This window comes from Solicola agrisoli (genome assembly GCF_049059935.1).
GTDB lineage: Bacteria > Actinomycetota > Actinomycetes > Propionibacteriales > Nocardioidaceae > JAURVT01.
In genome coordinates this window covers 1-15,463 of the sequence record NZ_JBMGQR010000016.1, presented here as the reverse complement: position 1 = coordinate 15,463, position 15,463 = coordinate 1, and the positions used below count along the sequence as shown (strand labels likewise).

Annotated in this window: 19 protein-coding genes; 11 read left to right on the top strand and 8 right to left on the bottom strand. The window is 72.5% G+C overall.

Going from position 1 to position 15,463, the window contains the following annotated elements; translation table 11 throughout:
- Positions 1-15 precede the first annotated feature (15 nt).
- Positions 16-1,074 carry an NAD(P)-dependent alcohol dehydrogenase gene (locus tag ACI6PP_RS08220; RefSeq protein ID WP_421110683.1) on the top strand — a complete coding sequence of 353 codons (1,059 nt, stop codon included), beginning with the start codon at positions 16-18 and terminating at the stop codon, positions 1,072-1,074.
- A 66-nt stretch (positions 1,075-1,140) separates the two neighbouring features.
- Here ACI6PP_RS08220 and ACI6PP_RS08215 read toward each other — a convergent pair whose 3' ends face one another.
- On the bottom strand, positions 1,141-2,082 hold the full coding sequence (locus ACI6PP_RS08215; RefSeq protein WP_421110681.1) for a manganese catalase family protein: 942 nt from the start codon (positions 2,080-2,082) through the stop codon (positions 1,141-1,143).
- Positions 2,083-2,184: 102 nt separating this feature from the next.
- Entirely contained in the window at positions 2,185-2,907 is a 723-nt protein-coding gene (locus tag ACI6PP_RS08210; protein ID WP_421110679.1) for a GAF and ANTAR domain-containing protein, read from the bottom strand.
- Positions 2,908-3,110: 203 nt separating this feature from the next.
- On the opposite strand from ACI6PP_RS08210, the gene ACI6PP_RS08205 reads away from it, so the two are divergent.
- Positions 3,111-3,419, top strand: a complete 309-nt coding sequence (locus ACI6PP_RS08205) for a WhiB family transcriptional regulator (protein WP_421110678.1) — start codon at positions 3,111-3,113, stop codon at positions 3,417-3,419.
- 265 nt (positions 3,420-3,684) lie between these two features.
- Positions 3,685-4,068: a hypothetical protein gene (locus ACI6PP_RS08200; protein WP_421110676.1), complete on the top strand. Its 384-nt coding sequence runs from the start codon at positions 3,685-3,687 to the stop codon at positions 4,066-4,068.
- A 103-nt stretch (positions 4,069-4,171) separates the two neighbouring features.
- On the opposite strand, the gene ACI6PP_RS08195 is transcribed toward ACI6PP_RS08200, so the two are convergent.
- Positions 4,172-4,477 (bottom strand): WhiB family transcriptional regulator, encoded by a 306-nt coding sequence (locus ACI6PP_RS08195; protein ID WP_421110674.1) that lies wholly within the window; start codon positions 4,475-4,477, stop codon positions 4,172-4,174.
- Positions 4,478-4,700: 223 nt separating this feature from the next.
- Positions 4,701-5,687, bottom strand: a complete 987-nt coding sequence (locus tag ACI6PP_RS08190) for an NAD-dependent epimerase/dehydratase family protein (protein ID WP_421110672.1) — start codon at positions 5,685-5,687, stop codon at positions 4,701-4,703.
- Between the two features lie 73 nt (positions 5,688-5,760).
- Between ACI6PP_RS08190 and ACI6PP_RS08185 the strand changes: the two genes are divergently transcribed.
- From ACI6PP_RS08185 to ACI6PP_RS08170, 4 genes are all read left to right on the top strand, one after another.
- On the top strand, positions 5,761-6,435 hold the full coding sequence (locus ACI6PP_RS08185; RefSeq protein ID WP_421110670.1) for an HAD family hydrolase: 675 nt from the start codon (positions 5,761-5,763) through the stop codon (positions 6,433-6,435).
- Positions 6,436-6,563: 128 nt separating this feature from the next.
- Positions 6,564-8,948, top strand: coding sequence for an FdhF/YdeP family oxidoreductase (locus ACI6PP_RS08180; RefSeq protein ID WP_421110668.1), 2,385 nt, complete (start codon positions 6,564-6,566; stop codon positions 8,946-8,948).
- Positions 8,949-8,965: 17 nt separating this feature from the next.
- The gene (locus tag ACI6PP_RS08175; RefSeq protein ID WP_421110666.1) at positions 8,966-9,361 is read left to right on the top strand and encodes a TIGR03618 family F420-dependent PPOX class oxidoreductase; all 396 of its coding nucleotides are present in this window, start codon (positions 8,966-8,968) and stop codon (positions 9,359-9,361) included.
- A 124-nt stretch (positions 9,362-9,485) separates the two neighbouring features.
- A complete protein-coding gene (locus ACI6PP_RS08170; protein WP_421110664.1) occupies positions 9,486-9,674 on the top strand; it encodes a helix-turn-helix domain-containing protein in 189 nt (62 codons plus the stop codon).
- Between the two features lie 18 nt (positions 9,675-9,692).
- On the opposite strand, the gene ACI6PP_RS08165 is transcribed toward ACI6PP_RS08170, so the two are convergent.
- Positions 9,693-10,775 (bottom strand): fatty acid desaturase family protein, encoded by a 1,083-nt coding sequence (locus ACI6PP_RS08165; protein ID WP_421110663.1) that lies wholly within the window; start codon positions 10,773-10,775, stop codon positions 9,693-9,695.
- Between the two features lie 127 nt (positions 10,776-10,902).
- A complete protein-coding gene (locus tag ACI6PP_RS08160; protein WP_421110661.1) occupies positions 10,903-11,832 on the bottom strand; it encodes a MerR family transcriptional regulator in 930 nt (309 codons plus the stop codon).
- Positions 11,833-12,079: 247 nt separating this feature from the next.
- On the opposite strand from ACI6PP_RS08160, the gene ACI6PP_RS08155 reads away from it, so the two are divergent.
- Positions 12,080-12,742: an EcsC family protein gene (locus tag ACI6PP_RS08155; protein ID WP_421110659.1), complete on the top strand. Its 663-nt coding sequence runs from the start codon at positions 12,080-12,082 to the stop codon at positions 12,740-12,742.
- Positions 12,743-12,755: 13 nt separating this feature from the next.
- On the opposite strand, the gene ACI6PP_RS08150 is transcribed toward ACI6PP_RS08155, so the two are convergent.
- Both ACI6PP_RS08150 and ACI6PP_RS08145 read right to left on the bottom strand, forming a co-directional pair.
- Positions 12,756-13,235, bottom strand: coding sequence for a hypothetical protein (locus ACI6PP_RS08150; RefSeq protein ID WP_421110657.1), 480 nt, complete (start codon positions 13,233-13,235; stop codon positions 12,756-12,758).
- Positions 13,226-13,969: an RNA polymerase sigma factor gene (locus tag ACI6PP_RS08145; RefSeq protein WP_421110655.1), complete on the bottom strand. Its 744-nt coding sequence runs from the start codon at positions 13,967-13,969 to the stop codon at positions 13,226-13,228. Before ACI6PP_RS08145 ends, ACI6PP_RS08150 begins: the two co-directional genes overlap by 10 nt.
- Before the next feature lie 205 nt (positions 13,970-14,174).
- Here ACI6PP_RS08145 and ACI6PP_RS08140 point away from each other — a divergent pair, with 205 nt between their 5' ends.
- The 3 genes from ACI6PP_RS08140 to ACI6PP_RS08130 all read left to right on the top strand — a co-directional run bounded on the left by ACI6PP_RS08140 (position 14,175) and on the right by ACI6PP_RS08130 (position 15,325).
- Positions 14,175-14,633, top strand: a complete 459-nt coding sequence (locus tag ACI6PP_RS08140; protein ID WP_421110653.1) for an Asp23/Gls24 family envelope stress response protein — start codon at positions 14,175-14,177, stop codon at positions 14,631-14,633.
- The gene (locus ACI6PP_RS08135; protein ID WP_421110651.1) at positions 14,623-15,063 is read left to right on the top strand and encodes an Asp23/Gls24 family envelope stress response protein; all 441 of its coding nucleotides are present in this window, start codon (positions 14,623-14,625) and stop codon (positions 15,061-15,063) included. Before ACI6PP_RS08140 ends, ACI6PP_RS08135 begins: the two co-directional genes overlap by 11 nt.
- Positions 15,064-15,148: 85 nt before the next feature.
- Positions 15,149-15,325 carry a DUF2273 domain-containing protein gene (locus tag ACI6PP_RS08130; RefSeq protein WP_421110649.1) on the top strand — a complete coding sequence of 59 codons (177 nt, stop codon included), beginning with the start codon at positions 15,149-15,151 and terminating at the stop codon, positions 15,323-15,325.
- The last annotated feature ends 138 nt before the right edge of the window (positions 15,326-15,463 follow it).

Below are 15,463 nucleotides of genomic sequence, written 5' to 3'. Positions count from 1 at the left end.
CCTAGCGTTGAGGTCATGACGACCACAGTTCCTGCCCTGTCGGCATCCTCTGCCGACGCTCCCTTCGAGCACGTCCAGCTCGAGCGCCGCGACCTGCGGGCCGACGACGTCCGCATCGACATCCGCTGGGCCGGCGTGTGCCACAGCGACATCCACACCAAGCGCGAGGAGTGGGGCACCACGGTGTTCCCCCTCACCCCCGGTCACGAGATCCTCGGCACCGTCGTCGAGGTCGGCTCCGACGTCACCACCCACGCGGTCGGCGACGTCGTCGGCGTCGGCTGCTTCGTCGACTCGTGCCTGGAGTGCGCCGCGTGCAAGGACGGCGAGGAGCAGTACTGCGAGAAGGGCGGCGTCCAGACCTACGGCGCCAAGGGCTACGACGGCGAGGTCACCCAGGGCGGCTACAGCGGCCAGGTCGTCGTCCGCGACCACTTCGTCGTCCGCATCCCCGACGCGTTCGACGAGGCCGACTACGCGGCCGTCACCCCGCTGCTCTGCGCCGGCATCACCACCTACCACCCGCTCAAGGAGCACGGCGCCGGTCCCGGCAAGAAGGTCGGGGTGATCGGCCTCGGCGGCCTCGGGCACGTCGCGGTCAAGATCGCCAAGGCCATGGGCGCCGAGGTCAGCGTGCTCAGCCGCACCGACGCCAAGAAGGAGGACGGCCTGTCCTTCGGCGCCGACCACTACTACGCCACCGAGGACGAGTCGGTCTTCGACGACCTCGCCGGGTCCTTCGACCTCATCGTCAACACGGTCGGCTCGGGCATCCCGCTCGACTCCTTCCTCGGGACGCTCGCCCGCGGCGGCGTGCTCGCCAACGTCGGCGCGCCCGAGGACAACCTCGAGGTCAGCGCGTTCTCGCTGCTCACCAACCGCCGCTCGCTCGCCGGCAACATGATCGGTGGCCTGCCCGAGACGCAGGAGATGATCGACTTCTGCGCCGAGCACGGTGTGACCGCCACCGTCGAGGTCATCTCGGCCGACCAGGTCGACGAGTACTACGACAAGGTCGTCTCGGGCGACGTGCGCTACCGCGCCGTCATCGACACCGAGACGCTCAGCGCCTGATCGGCTGACGACTCCCAGGACGGCCCACCCGGCACCGCCGGGTGGGCCGTCCGTCGTCTCAGCGCGTCAGGAGCCTGCCTGGTCCGCGGCGGCGATCTCGACCTCCGCGGTGGCCTGGATCAGCGCGAGCAGCTCGGGGTCGAGCCCCGGCGAGAACTCCTCGCGGCGCTCGGGCGCGATGGTGATCGGCACGCCCTCGGGCATGATCGCCGTGCTCAGCTCGGTGCCGTCGTTCGAGGGCGAGGCGCCCCGGTAGAGCTTGGCGGCCTGGCTGGTCTGCTCGGGGTTGAAGGTGTACTGGACGCTCTGCAGACCGAGGTCGATCAGCTTCTTGACCTCGGGGAACTGCTCGGCGTTCGTCTTGGGGATCGGCAGGGTCTTGCCCCAGTCGATGCCCAACGACTCCAGCGCCTTGGCGTAGGCGTTCTCGTGCGCCTGGTCGCGCACGATCAGGTACGCGATCGTCGAGCGTGCGGCCTTGTTCTCGGTCATCTGGTAGATCCGGCACTTCTGCAGCCGGCCGGTCGACTCGAGCATCAGGTTGTACAGCAGGTCGAGCACCAGGTTGCCGCTGTTGTACACGTACGACCCCGACCACGGGTTGCCCGCGGCGTCGACCGGCAGCGCGCCCTGGGCGCCCACGAGGAAGTGGTGGATGTTGCCGTGGTCGAGCGCGATCTTCAGCGGCGTCGCGCCCTTGGCGCCGGGCTGGTCGACCGGGTCGGTGGACTTGCCGTGGTACTCCGGCGCACCGTCGAGCAGGCGCGCGATCGTGGTGCCGATCAGCTCGACGTGGCTGATCTCCTCGGTGCCCACACCCTGCAGCAGGTCCTTGTAGGGCTTGGACGCGGCGTCGCCGCGGAAGTTCATCGACTGGAACAGGTACTGCATCATGGTGCGCATCTCGCCGAACTGTCCGCCCAGACCCTCCTGGAGGGCGTTGGCGGCGGCCGGGTCCGGCTCGTCGATGGCGATCTCGTTGATCAGCTGCTCGGTGTGCAGGTACATGGTCACTCCCTCGGGCTCAGAGCCCTGGCGTCGGAGTGGCTGACGCTGCTGAACCACGACCTCCACCAGACCACGGCCCGGCGGGCCCCCGCACGACGAGCGTCAGGACGGCGGGTCGAAGGGCGCCTCGAGGTCGCCCTCGTGGGTGCCCGGAACCGACAGGACCACCTGGGCCGCGACGTCGCGCAGCTTGACGTTGCTGTGCTGCGACTGCGTCCGCAGCAGTGCGAACGCCTCCTCGGCGCCCACGCCGGCGCGCGCCATCGAGATGCCGATGGCCAGGTCGATCGCGCGCCGCGAGGCGATCAGCGCCGTCAGGTCGCCGATCTCGTCGGCCTGTCGTGTCAGGTGCTGGGCCAGGGCGAAGCCGCCGGCGACCTCCTGCCCCACGGCGTCGGCGATCGTCCGCTGACGCTCGTCGAGGCCGTCGACCTCGTGCGCGTAGACCTTGAACACGGCGACGGTGCGCCCGTCGACCGCGACCGGCACCGAGATGCAGGCCGCGGCGCCCCGCTCGGCCGCCCGCGGGCCGTACTCGCCCCACCGGTCGTCGGCCGCCAGGTCGGGCACGTACATCCCCTCACCGGTGCGCAGCGCGTTGAGGCACGGGCCCGTCCCGATGTCGAACTGGATCCGGTCGACCTCGGCGGCCAGCGGCGTGCTGGCCCCCAGGGTGATCGGAGCGCTCCGGTCGACGGTCGACACCGCGACGCCCGCGACGTCGCCGAGGCGACGGTGCGTGCTGGACGCGGTGGACTCCAGGAAGTCGGTGACGAGCTCGTTCACCTGCTCGTGCGGGGCGACGGTCGGGTCGTCGGCGGTCATCGTGTCCTTCCAGGTCCGTCCGGGCCCCGTGATCGCCCGCGCTGATCTCGTGACGAGATTACGCATCCCGACTGGTGTCGGCCCGGGCCCCCCTCTAGTGTCGGGAGCGGTTCAGTAGTGAGCCTCCACCACGCCCTGCGCTGATCGGAGACTCCCATGACCCTGCCCGCCCACCTCCCCACCTGCGACGGGGGGAGCGCGCCGTGGCGAACCTGAGCCGCCTGCCGATGCCCACCCAGGACCAGTACGAGTGGCAGTACGACGGTGCCTGCAACGACGCCGATCCCGAGACCTTCTTCTCGCCCGAGTTCGAGCGAGGCGACCGGCGCGACGCCCGCGAGTCGGCGGCCAAGGCCTTCTGCGCCCGGTGCCCCGTCGTCCGCGAGTGCCTCGAGCACGCCCTGGCCGCCGAGGAGCCGTTCGGCGTGTGGGGCGCGAAGAACACCCGCGAGCGGATGGCGATGCTGGGTCGGCACCGGGCCCCGGACGGCACCTTGGTCCGACCGGCATGAGCCCGGCCGCAGCGGCGTCCACGGGCTCGTGGCTGAACCCGGAACGCCTGGGCCGCGACGATGCTCGAGCAAGGTCGGACTTGCCTCCACAGTGTGGGCCGACGGCACGAGCCGCACCCCGAGCCCCTTCCGCCGGACCGGGGGCCGCGGTGAGGGGTGGTGCGCCACGGGCCCGCGTGGTTCACTCTCAGGCGACGCTCGGGACGTCCTCGCGCCGCGGTTCGACAGCCAGCCACGAGGTGCCGTACCGCAGGAGACCGCACTCATGCCCGACCCGTTGACCGACCTGGTCGACCCCACCATCCCGCAGGTGCCCGCGCACTGCACCGTCCGCGAGGCCCTCATGCTCGCCCGCGGCTCCGGCCACCTGCACGTCGCCGTCCGCGACGGCGACGTCTTCTCCGGGATCGTCTCGCGCAGCGCGCTGCACGCCAACGACCGCCCGGGCTCGCGTCCGCGGTCGGCCTCGACCCACGTGTGCGAGCTGATCGAGGACGACTCGCTGGTGGTCGGACCGGATGCCGACCCCTGCCTGCTCCGGGCGGCGCTCCGCGAGAGGGGTCTGCTCGAGGTCGTGGTCGTGGACGACGGCAGGCTCCTCGGCGTCGTGAGCCTCGTGCGCCTCGACGGCGCCACCTCGGACGCCTGAGGTGCTCAGCCCGCCGGCGCCCGTCAGGGCCGTGCGACGCGGCGGGTCCTCGTGCCGTCGGGGTTCTCCTCCTCGTGGATGACGTGCTCGGTCACGGCGCCGGTCATGCCGGCCGGGCCACGGGGTCGGGGGACCTGAGCTGGCGCAGGATCGCACTCCGCTCCTGGCTCGTCGTGCCGCCCCAGACGCCGAACGGCTCCTCGGCGCTCAAGGCGTGCTCGAGGCACTGCAGCGCGACGGGGCAGACGGCGCAGTAGCTCTTGGCCTCGCCCTCGCGGGCCTCGCGCCGGCTGCCGCGCTCGAAGGCCGGAGAGAAGAACAGCTCGGTCTCGACGTCGTTGCAGGCGCCCTCGTACTGCCACTGGTACTGCTCCTGCGTCGGCACGGGCAGGCGGCTCAGGTTGGCCATGACGGCCTCCTCGAAGGGTCGCCGTCCAGATGGACGCGGGCGGGACCGACGAGGAGCCGCCGTCGAGCGGGGCCTGTCGTCCGGCGGGCGAGGCCCTGGACGGGGTGGAGATCCACCGCGCCGAGGTCCGGGGCGAAGAGGGATGAACAGGATCTATCGAATCACGAGCCATGGGCCCGCGCACCCCGATCCGGCGGCTCGTCGCAGATCGGTGGGAGCCGGGTCAGCCGCGGGCCCAGTCGGGGTCGGTGGTCGCGAGGTGGAGGGCATCGTCCGAGGCGTGCACGCCGCGCGGGCGGGCGTCGGTGCCGGCGCGGACGAGTGCGTCGCGGACGGTCGTCAGGCCGTCCGCCACGTCTGCGAGCAGACCCCGGATGTCGGCGTCATCGGCCTCCATGTCGTTGACCATGCTGTGCACCAGGTCCTGGACCATCGGGGTCGGCACAGCGGTGAGTCGAGCGACGACCGGAGCCGCCATCGCGGGCGTGACGCCGCGGACGCGCAGCAGGCGCCGGTTCAGACCGGCCAGCTCGGCGTACTGCCGCACCAGGGAGGCGTAGGTGAGGGTGTCGGGGCCGGCGACGTCGTAGGCTCCCGGTGGGACGCGGTCCGTGCCGGCGGCCACGAGGTAGGCCAGCACGTCGTCGATCGCGATCGGCTGGACCGCGGCGTCCATCCACCGCGGCAGGGGGACGACGACCGACAGCCGGTCGACGAGCTGGCGGACGAACTCGTACGACGTGGACCCGGCGCCGAGGATGATCGCGGCGCGCAGCCACACCAGGTCGACGCCGTGGGAGCCGAGCTCGGTGCCGACCGCGGCCCGGCTGCGCAGGTGCTCCGACAGCTCCTCGCCGTCCGGCACGAGCCCACCGAGGTACACGATCCGGCCGACGCCGGCCTCCTGCGCCGCCTGCGCGAGGGTGCGGGCGGAGGCGAGGTCCTTGGCGGCGAAGTCGTCGGCGCCCACCACGTGCACCAGGTAGTACAGGACGTCCACGTGACCCGCCGACGCCAGTGCCTCGCGGCACGAGTCGGCGTCGCTCACGTCCAGGGCCGCCCGGGTGACGTCCTCCGGCCAGTCGAGCTCGGAGAGGCTGTCGGTGCTGCGGCCGGTGGCGACGACGCGCGCGCCGCCGCGGTGCAGCGCACTGACCAGGCGCGAGCCCACGTACCCGCTGGCCCCGGTCACCAGGGCGGTCGTCGTCATGGGGCCGAGTCTGGCCCCTCGCCGGCCCGGCCGCCGTTCGGCCGCACGGGCGCGACGCTCCTAGGCTCGACCGATGACTGGTGAACCGACGACGGCCGTGCTGATGGACATCGACGGCACCCTGGTGGACTCCAACTACCTGCACGTCGACGCCTGGGTGAAGGCGTTCGCCGACGTCGGGGCGTCGGTCGACTCGTGGCGCGTGCACCGCCGGATCGGCATGGACGGCTCCCGGCTGGTCGCCGAGCTGCTCGGGGCGTCCGACGACCCGCGTGCCGACGACGTGAAGCAGGCCCACTCGCGTCACTACGCCGACCGCGCGGACGAGCTGAGCGTGCTCGACGGTGGCCGCGAGCTGGTGGCGGCCCTGGCTGCCCGGGGACTGACCGTCGTGCTCGCCACGTCGGCGCCCGAGGACGAGCTGGAGAAGCTGCGGGGCCTGCTCGAGATCGAGGACGACGTCGACGTCGTCACGAGCGGTGACGACGCGTCGCAGGCCAAGCCCGCGCCCGACGTCGTCCGGGTCGCGCTCGACCGTGCGGGTGTCTCACCCGGCCGGGCAGTCATGGTGGGCGACGCCGTGTGGGACATGGAGGCCGCGACGACGGTGGGCGTGCGCGCCGTCGGCCTGCTCAGCGGCGGCATCGGTGCCGACGAGCTGCGCCGGGCCGGCGCCGTCGAGGTGTGGGAGGGCCCACGCGACCTGCTCGACGGGCTCGACCGCAGTGCCGTCGGCGGACCCGCCTGAGGGTCCCGTCCGGCCTTCGGTGCGGACGCGCAGTCGCGGCTAGCGTCATCAGGCAGGCGGGCGTCACCGCCTGGACCACCGTCGCGGGGCACTCCTCGCGGGGTCGATCGACACGCCAGGAGTCTTCGATGAGCAGACGAGAGCACCGCGACCGACTGGCCGACGTCGACGAGGCCGACCTGCGGATCGAGGCGCCCCGCGACCACGCGGCCGGTGCCGAGGCCGTGGCGGTCTCCGCCCGTCGCTCGCTCGTCCACGCGGGCCCGACGCGCACGGCCAGGACGTGGCTGAAGCTGAACCAGGCCGAGGGCTTCGACTGCCCGAGCTGTGCCTGGCCCGACCCCGACCCGGGTCACCGCCACCCCGCCGAATTCTGCGAGAACGGTGCCAAGGCCGTGGCCGAGGAGGCCACCAAGGACCGCGCCACGCCCGCGTTCTTCGCCCGGCACAGCATCGAGGACCTCGACGCCCGCTCGGAGTGGTGGCTCGGGCAGCAGGGCCGCATCACGCACCCGATGGTCAAGCGTCCCGGAGACACCCACTACTCCGAGATCGCCTGGGACGACGCGCTCGAGATCATCGGCTCGACGCTCCGCGGGCTCGACACGCCCGACCAGGCGCTCTTCTACACCTCGGGCCGCGCGTCGAACGAGGCCGCGTTCGCCTACCAGCTGTTCGCCCGGGCCTACGGCACGAACAACCTGCCGGACTGCTCGAACATGTGTCACGAGTCGACGTCCATCGCGCTGCAGGAGTCGATCGGCATCGGCAAGGCCAGCGTCCAGCTGCGCGACCTGTACTCGGCCGACCTGATCGTCATCGCGGGCCAGAACCCCGGCACCAACCACCCCCGGATGCTCACCCACCTCGAGACGGCCAAGCTGCGCGGCGCGAAGATCCTCGCGATCAACCCGCTGCCCGAGGCGGGCCTGATCAACTTCCGGAACCCGCAGAAGCCCAAGGGCGTCGTGGGCAAGGGCACCGACATGGCCGACCTGCACCTGCCGGTCCGGATCAACGGCGACCTCGCGCTGTTCCAGGCGTTCGGGCACCTGCTCGTGGAGTGGGACGCGATCGACCACGACTTCGTCGCGCAGCACGTGCACGGCTTCGAGGAGTGGCGCGACCACGTCCGCGACCTCGACTGGGACGTCGTCGAGACGACGACCGGCCTCACGCGTGAGCAGATCACCGAGGCCGCACAGATGCTGAGGGAGTCCTCGGCCACGATCTTCTGCTGGGCCATGGGCATCACCCAGCACCACAACTCGGTCGCCACCATCAAGGAGATCGTCAACGTCGCCGGTGCCCAGGGCAACATCGGCAAGCGCGGCGCCGGCCTGTTCCCGGTGCGCGGCCACTCCAACGTCCAGGGCGACCGGACGATGGGCATCTGGGAGCGGGTGCCCGAGCACTTCCTCGACGCGCTCCAGGCCGAGTTCGGCTTCGACCCGCCGCGCGAGCACGGCCACGACACCGTCGCGTCGGTGCGGGCCCTGCGCGACGGCGAGGCGAAGGTCTTCGTCGGGCTCGGCGGCAACTTCGTCCAGGCCGCTCCCGACACCGACGTGACGGCCAAGGCCATGCGCCGGGCCGACCTCACCGTGCACATCTCGACCAAGGTCAACCGCTCCCACCTGGTCACCGGCGACACCGCGCTGATCCTGCCGACCCGGGGCCGCACCGAGAAGGACGTGCAGCCCAGCGGCGAGCAGTGGGTCTCGGTGGAGGACTCCACCTGCTCGGTGCACGCGTCGCGCGGGCCGCTCGAGCCCGCCAGCCCGCACCTGCGCTCGGAGACCCAGATCGTGTGCAACATCGCCGAGGCCACGATCGGCGACCGCCACGGCATCCGGTGGCGTGCGATGGCCGACGACTACTCGGTGATCCGCGAGCACATCGCCAAGGTGGTGCCCGGCTGCCAGAGCTACGGCGTGAACGTCGACCGTCCGGGCGGATTCGTCATGCCCCACCCGCCGCGCGACACCCGCAGCTTCGAGACGCCGAGCGAGCGGCTGGAGATGGTGGCGTCGCCGATCGAGGCCCTCCAGGTGCCGCCGGACCACCTGATCCTGCAGACGATGCGCAGCCACGACCAGTTCAACACCACCATCTACGGCTACAGCGACCGCTACCGCGGCATCGAGGGCGGACGGCGCGTGGTGCTCGTGCACCGTGACGACATCGCCCGGCTCGGGCTCGACGACGGCGAGACCGTCGACCTCGTCACCCACTGGGAGGGAGACGACGTGGAGCGGATCGCGCCGGACTTCCGCGTGGTGGAGTACGACACCCCGCGCGGGTGCGCCGCCGCGTACTACCCCGAGACGAACGCGCTGGTCCCGCTCGACTCCACCGCGACGTCGAGCAACTGCCCGACCTCGAAGTCGATCGTCGTGCGCCTGGTGCGACGCGGGGACCTGAAGCGGCCGACCGGCAGCGACGAGGGCCAGGACCGGGTCGGCGCCGACGAGAGCCACAAGTCGCGCCCCCAGCCCACCCATCTGTCCTGACGCGGGAGGATCGCCCGATGGACGCCCTTCCCGACGCGCTGCTCGACCTGCTGCGCGCGCCGAGCCCCTGCTTCATCGCCACCGTGCAGCCCGACGGCTCGCCGCACCTGACGCAGACCTGGGTGACGACCGACGGCGAGCACGTCGTGATCAACACCGTCGAGGGCTACCGCAAGACGCGGAACGTCGAGGCGGACCCTCGGGTCTCGGTCGCCGTGGCCGACCCCGACGACACGTCGCGGTACTTCTCGGTCGTGGGGCGCGTCGTCGAGCGCACCACCGACGGCGCGGCTGCCGAGATCGACGAGCTGTCCCAGAAGTACCTGGGCCGGCCGTATCCCGGCTTCGGCGGGGGGCGGGTGCGGGTGACCCTGAGGATCGCCGTCGACCAGGTGATCCACTCGCCCTGGTGACCGGTGGTGCGCCCTCGAACCTACGCACCGTGGGCGGCGGGACCGTGGAGCAGACCCGAGGCTGGGGAGCACGCAGACGTGCGTCCCCCGGACCCGGGTCGCGCTCCATCTCGGCTGGAGCCCGATGCTCGATTCCTTCTGCCTGCCCCAGGGCCACCTCACCGTGGTCGAGGCCTGCCTGGTCCTCCAGGTGAGCGCCGCGACCCTGAGCGACTGGATCCGCGACGGCCTGATGCCGTGCCTGCAGACCCGGCGTGGCGGCGTGCTGGTTCCCGCCTGGGCCGTCGCGCTGGCCGGTGCGACGACCGACTGACCGCGTCAGGGCGTGGCGTCAGCGCAGGGTGGTCGACACCGGGCACGAGAACGGCTGGGGGTCGCGCAGGCCGACGGTGTTCATGTACCGGACGACGATGCCCCACGACTCGACGAGCCCGACCTCGGCGTAGTCGACCTGGTGCCGCTCGCAGTACTCCCGGATCAGGGGCCGGGCACGGCGCAGGTTGGGTCGCGGCATGCTCGGGAACAGGTGGTGCTCGATCTGGTAGTTCAGCCCGCCCATCATCACGTCGGTGAGCGCGCCGCCGTGCACGTTGCGCGACATCAGCACCTGACGCCGCAGGAAGTCCACGGTCGCGCCGGCCGGGACGATGGGCATGCCCTTGTGGTTGGGGGCGAAGGACGCCCCGAGCCCGACGCCGAAGACCGCCATCTGCACCCCGAAGAACGCGGCCGCCATCCCCGGCGGCAGGACGACCAGCAGCAGCGCGACGTACCCGCCGAGCCGCAGCACCACCATGGCCAGCTCGAGCCGGCGGTAGGGGACGTCGTCGCGGCGCAGGAGCGTGATGATGCTCGCGGCGTGGAGGTTCAGTCCCTCCAGCGTGAGCAGGGGGACGAACAGCCAGCCCTGACGGCGGGTGAAGGCCGCGGCCGGGCCGGTGCGGGACGCCGCGATCTCGGGGGTGAAGGCGAACGTGCCCGGGGCGATGTCGGGGTCGCGGTCCACCTGGTTCGGGGCTGCGTGGTGACGGTTGTGCTTGCTGCGCCACCAGCCGAACGACAGGCCTGCCCCCAGCCCCGCCAGCAGCCGCGCCGCCCAGTCGTTGCCGGTCGCGGAGGCGAACACCTGGCGGTGGGCGGCGTCGTGGCCGAGGAACCCGAACTGCGTCGTCACCAGCCCGAGGACGGCGGCGAGCGCGAGCTGCCACCAGGAGTCGTCGAGCACGACGACGCCGGCCGCGATCGCCGCCAGAGCGGCCGAGCACAGCACGATCTGCGTCCAGTACCACCCGCGACGACGTCGGAGCAGACCGCTCTCGCGGATGGTCGCGGCGAGCTCGGTGTAGAGGCTCTGGGGTCGTCGCGACCGGGTCGTGGCGACGGGCGGTGCGTCGGCGGGTTCGGCGATGTCCATGGGCCCCTCGAACACAGGTGGGTGACGCTCCGTCGGGGCCGGGACGGGGGCATCGGGTGCTGTCTCGATGGTAGGAGCGCGACGGACGGGGCGCCGGACGAGGTGCGCCGGCCCGGACCCTGCCGCCCTAGTCCGGAGGGAGCGCCGCACGGATCTGGTCCAGCGCGTCGACGACGCTGCTGGGCAGCGCGACCGGAGGAAGCAGCCCCACGCCGAGCAGGCCGGGGCCGCCGAGCACCACGACCGGCGGCGCCGGACGGGCGGCCGGGAGCCGCCAGGCGTCGTGGTCGAGCGGCGACCGGTGCTCGTCCCAGAGGTAGACGACGGCGGGGGAGAGCCGTGTGATCGCCTGCAGCACGGTCGACGTCGGCGTCATGCGCCCGAGGTTCACCGTGGGGGTGTGGTCGTCCTCCAGGGCCGACTCCACCGCCAGCAGCGGCAGCGAGTGGCTGACGTCCCCGAGCCCGGCCATCAGCACGAGAGGTCCGGCGTGCACCAGCCGGGACGCGGAGGTGAGGGTCTCGGCCACCCGGTCGACCGCGAGGCTCTCCACCACCCGGCCGACGGCGTCGTCCCCCTTCAGGCTCGTGACCGCGAGGCGGGCGAGGAAGGGGGCGAGCACCTCGTCCCAGGCCAGGGCGATGCCCGTCCGGTCGATGCTCAGCCCGGCGAGGACGCCCACCGCCTGCTGGTCGAGCTCGCGCGCGGCCGAGACGAGCGCGGTGATCACCTGGGCCGGGTCCACCGGCCCCAGCGCGACGGGCTCGGGCGGCTCGTCGCCCAACCACGACCGCGTCGCCAGGGCGTCCGGCGCGGTGTCGCGGGCGGCGCTCGCCGCCGAGCCTGCACCGACCCCCTGGTGCAGGAGGTGGGCCATCAGCCTCAGCCGGAGCACGTCCTCGTCGCTGAACCTGCGGTGGCCGCCGGCGGTGCGGCCCGTGGGCGACAGCCCGTAGCGGCGGCCCCAGGTGCGCAGCGTCGTCGGCGGCACCGACAGGAGCACCGACACCGCGCCGATGCCCAGCAGTGGTGGTCTGGTGCGCGCCTGTTCTGGCACGGCTCTCCCGTCGGGCACCACGTCGCGCACGCGTCGGGGTCCGGGACGACGGTGGCTGCACCTCGGGTGGGGGTCCGTGCGGTGGCGACTCCCGCGGACTGGGTCCACCCTGCCCCGGGACGGCCCGCCCCGCCGAACGAGCCGCGCCACGACGACCGGACGCCGCGACGATCGACGGGCGCGCGGGGCCCGCTCGCCCTAGGTTGGGGCCCGGCGTCATCTCGGCGCGTCCTCGAAGGAGCGTGTGATGGGCATCAGGCAGACGGTGGGTCGCAAGATCGGCGAGAAGGCGGCCCCGGGCATCACGGCGGGCTGGGTCAAGTCGGCGTTCGACAAGGCGATCGACGGCGTCGGCCCGATCGACCCGGTCCGCGAGTCCGCGGCCGCGCAGCTCGAGGAGCACGACGGCGACGTCGAGAAGGCCATCGCCGCGCTGGTGTCGAGCCACGCCCGGCTGGCCGGCGCCCAGGGGTTCCTCACCAACCTCGGCGGCGTCGCGACGATGGCGTTCACGGTCCCGGCCAACGTGTCGGCGCTCGCCGTGCTGCAGTGCCACCTGGTGGCGGGCATCGCGCACCTGCGCGGGTACGACGTCCGCGAGCCGCGCGTGCGCGACGCAGTGATGGCGAGCCTGCTCGGACCGGACTCGGTGAAGAAGCTGGTCGCCAAGAAGCGGCTTCCCGGCACGCCGAGGGAGATCGCCACCGGGACGGCCGCCGTCGGGTCCGACACCGCGGTGGCCAAGGTCGTCGCGGGCGAGCTCGTGGCCCAGCTGACCGGCGGGCGCACCACGACGCTGCTGGCCCGCAAGATCCCCCTCATGGGCGGCCCCGTCGGTGCCTTCACCGACACCAAGGGCACCCGTGAGGTCGGCACCTATGCCAAGCGCGAGCTGACCGCCGTCTCCTGAGGTCGCCGGGCGCTCAGGTCGTGCGCGTGTCGCCCTCGGTGACGTCGCCGACGTGCACGTGGACCGACGCGTCGGCGTCGAAGTCCGGGTCGTCGCCGATCATGTCGACGAGCGTCGACACGACGACGTCGCGGGCCTGTCGGCCGGCGAGCTGGAAGTCGGTGTCCCACGAGCAGACGATCTCGACGGTGACCTCGGTGCAGCGGTCGTCGTCGCCGGTGGTGATGCGGATGGCGCTGGGCGAGAAGGCCGCGCCGGTGAGCCGCGTCCGCAACGCGCCCACGAGGACGCGCGCGGACACGTACGACCGGGAGCCGTGCTGGTCCTGGGCGAGCCGGCCGTCGCGGCCGTGCACGACGACCGGGTCGGACGGCATGACCGTGCGCCTGACCTGTCCCATGATGGCGGCCGAGATCTCCGACCACCCCTCGACGGGCTGGCTGCGGAGGATCTCGGCGGCCCGCTCTGCGGGGTCGCGCGGGTTCATCGCCATCTCTCCATCCTCGTCGCCAGGGTCCGTCTGCCGCGATGCAGGTGTCCGCGGACGGCGCCGGGGGTGATGGCCAGCGCGGTCGCGATCTCGTCGTAGGTCATGCCGTGCACCTCGGCCAGCAGCCAGGCCGCCCGCTGGTTCCAGGGCAGCTCGCGCAGGGCCACGTCGAGCGCGGCCATCAGCTCGGCGCCGAGCAGGTGCTGCAGCGGGTCGTCGGTGGACGGCCGGTGGAACGCGTCCAGCAGCTCGTCGTCGATCGGCACGGCGCGCCGGACGCGGTGGAGGTCGACCACCCGCCGGTGCAGCAGGCGGTAGAGCCAGGTCCGGAAGGCCGACTTCCCACGGTAGCCGGGTAGCCCCCGCCAGGCGGAGATGAACGTCTCCTGCACGGCGTCGACGGCCTCGTGCTCGTCGTCCATCATCCGACGCGCGAACTGCAGCAGGGCGGGACCGTGGCGGTCGACCAGGACCGAGAACGCGACGTCGTCGCACAGTCGCGCCGCCCGGACGAGCGCCTCGTCGGTGGCCTCGGACAGGTCGACGGCCGGTTCGTCGACGCCGACGCTCGCCGAGCGGAGGTCCTCCGGGGCACAGGGGTCGCTCGTGGCGGCGAGGTCCAGGGGAGGGTCGAGGTCGGTCTCGGCATCGGGGTCGAGGGTGCTCAGTGGACCGAGGTCGGGCGTCTCGCTCCCCGGGATCGGGTCCGGCGGGTGCGCCGCCTGGGTTGTGAGCACGCTCGACATCGTCGCCCGTCGACGCGGCAGCCGCCATTTGAAGGTGCGACTACACGTTCGCGCAACGTCTCCCCAAGACGTCCGCAGGCTGCCGCTGGGGGACGGACCATGGGGTGTGGTGCAGGTCACACGAGATCGGTGTGAGGGTCGCGCGTCTGCGTCCGACTAAGAGATACCAAACACGCCAGACAGAAGGGTTCGCACCATGAGCGCCAGCAGCACCGAGAAGTCCACCGAGGTCGCGAAGAAGTCCGGCGGCCCGCTGGTCACCGAGCAGGGGCGCACCACGATCGCCGACACCGTCGTGTCGAAGATCGCCGGCATCGCCACGCGCGAGGTCTCGGGCGTGCACGCCGTCGGTGGCGGCGCCGCGCGCGCCGTCGGCGCGATCCGCGAGCGCATCCCCGGGTCGAGCACCAACCACTCCCAGGGTGTCTCGGTCGAGGTCGGCGAGCGTCAGGCCGCAGTCGACCTCCAGCTGGTCGCCGAGTACGGCGTCTCGATCGCCGACCTGTCCGCCGGCGTGCGTCGCAACGTGATCTCCGCGGTCGAGCGCATGACCGGCCTCGAGGTCACCGAGGTCAACATCTCCGTGAGCGACGTCCACCTCGACGACGGCTCCGACGACGACACCGACGCGGACGACAAGAGCCGTGTCGAGTGACACCCCCGGTCGCCCTGGTGGCGACCAGGCCGACGTCGTGCCCGACCCCACGGCTGACGACCCCGTCGTGCCCGACCTCATCGTCACCGCGCCGGCCGACGAGCCGGTGGCGCTGACCCCCGAGGTCCCGCCCGTCGAGGAGGACGCCGCGCCCGAGCCGACGGATCCCGCCGACGTGGTCGCGCAGGCGGTGCTCGCCACGCCCGGCGTGGCCGACCTGCACGGCGGCGTCCTCGGTGAGGTCGCGACCTACCTGCCGGGGCGCCGCGTCAACGGCGTGCGCCTGCACGACGACGGCGCCGACATCCACGTCGTCGTCGCGTGGGGGTCGTCGGTCCGCGAGACCGCCGACGCCGTGCGCACCTCGGTCCGCGCCCACGTCGACGGGCCCGTGCACGTCACGGTCGAGGACGTCGCACGTCCTGCGTGACCGCACCCGCCCGGACGGTCGCACCCGCGGCCGTCCGGGCGCCTGTTCAGCTCCACCTCCACGTACCCCTTGTTCAGGAGACACCATGACCACCTCGACCGTCGGCCTCATCGCCGGACTGCTGTTCGCCATCGCCATCGCCGTCGGGGGGTTCGGCGGCTTCCTGCTGGCGTTGGTCCTCGGCGCTGCGGGCTACCTCGTCGGTGGGCAGATCGACGGTGAGCTCGACGTCACCGAGATCGTGCGGGGCCGTCGTGGCTGACACCGCCACCGAGCCGTTCGCCCTGTCGGACGCGCACGGTGGTGCTGACCGTCCGGCCGGCGAGCGCGGGACCCTGGACGTGAAGTCCAAGGCCGTCACGCACATCGCCGAGCGTGCCGCCGGTGAGGTGCAGGGCAC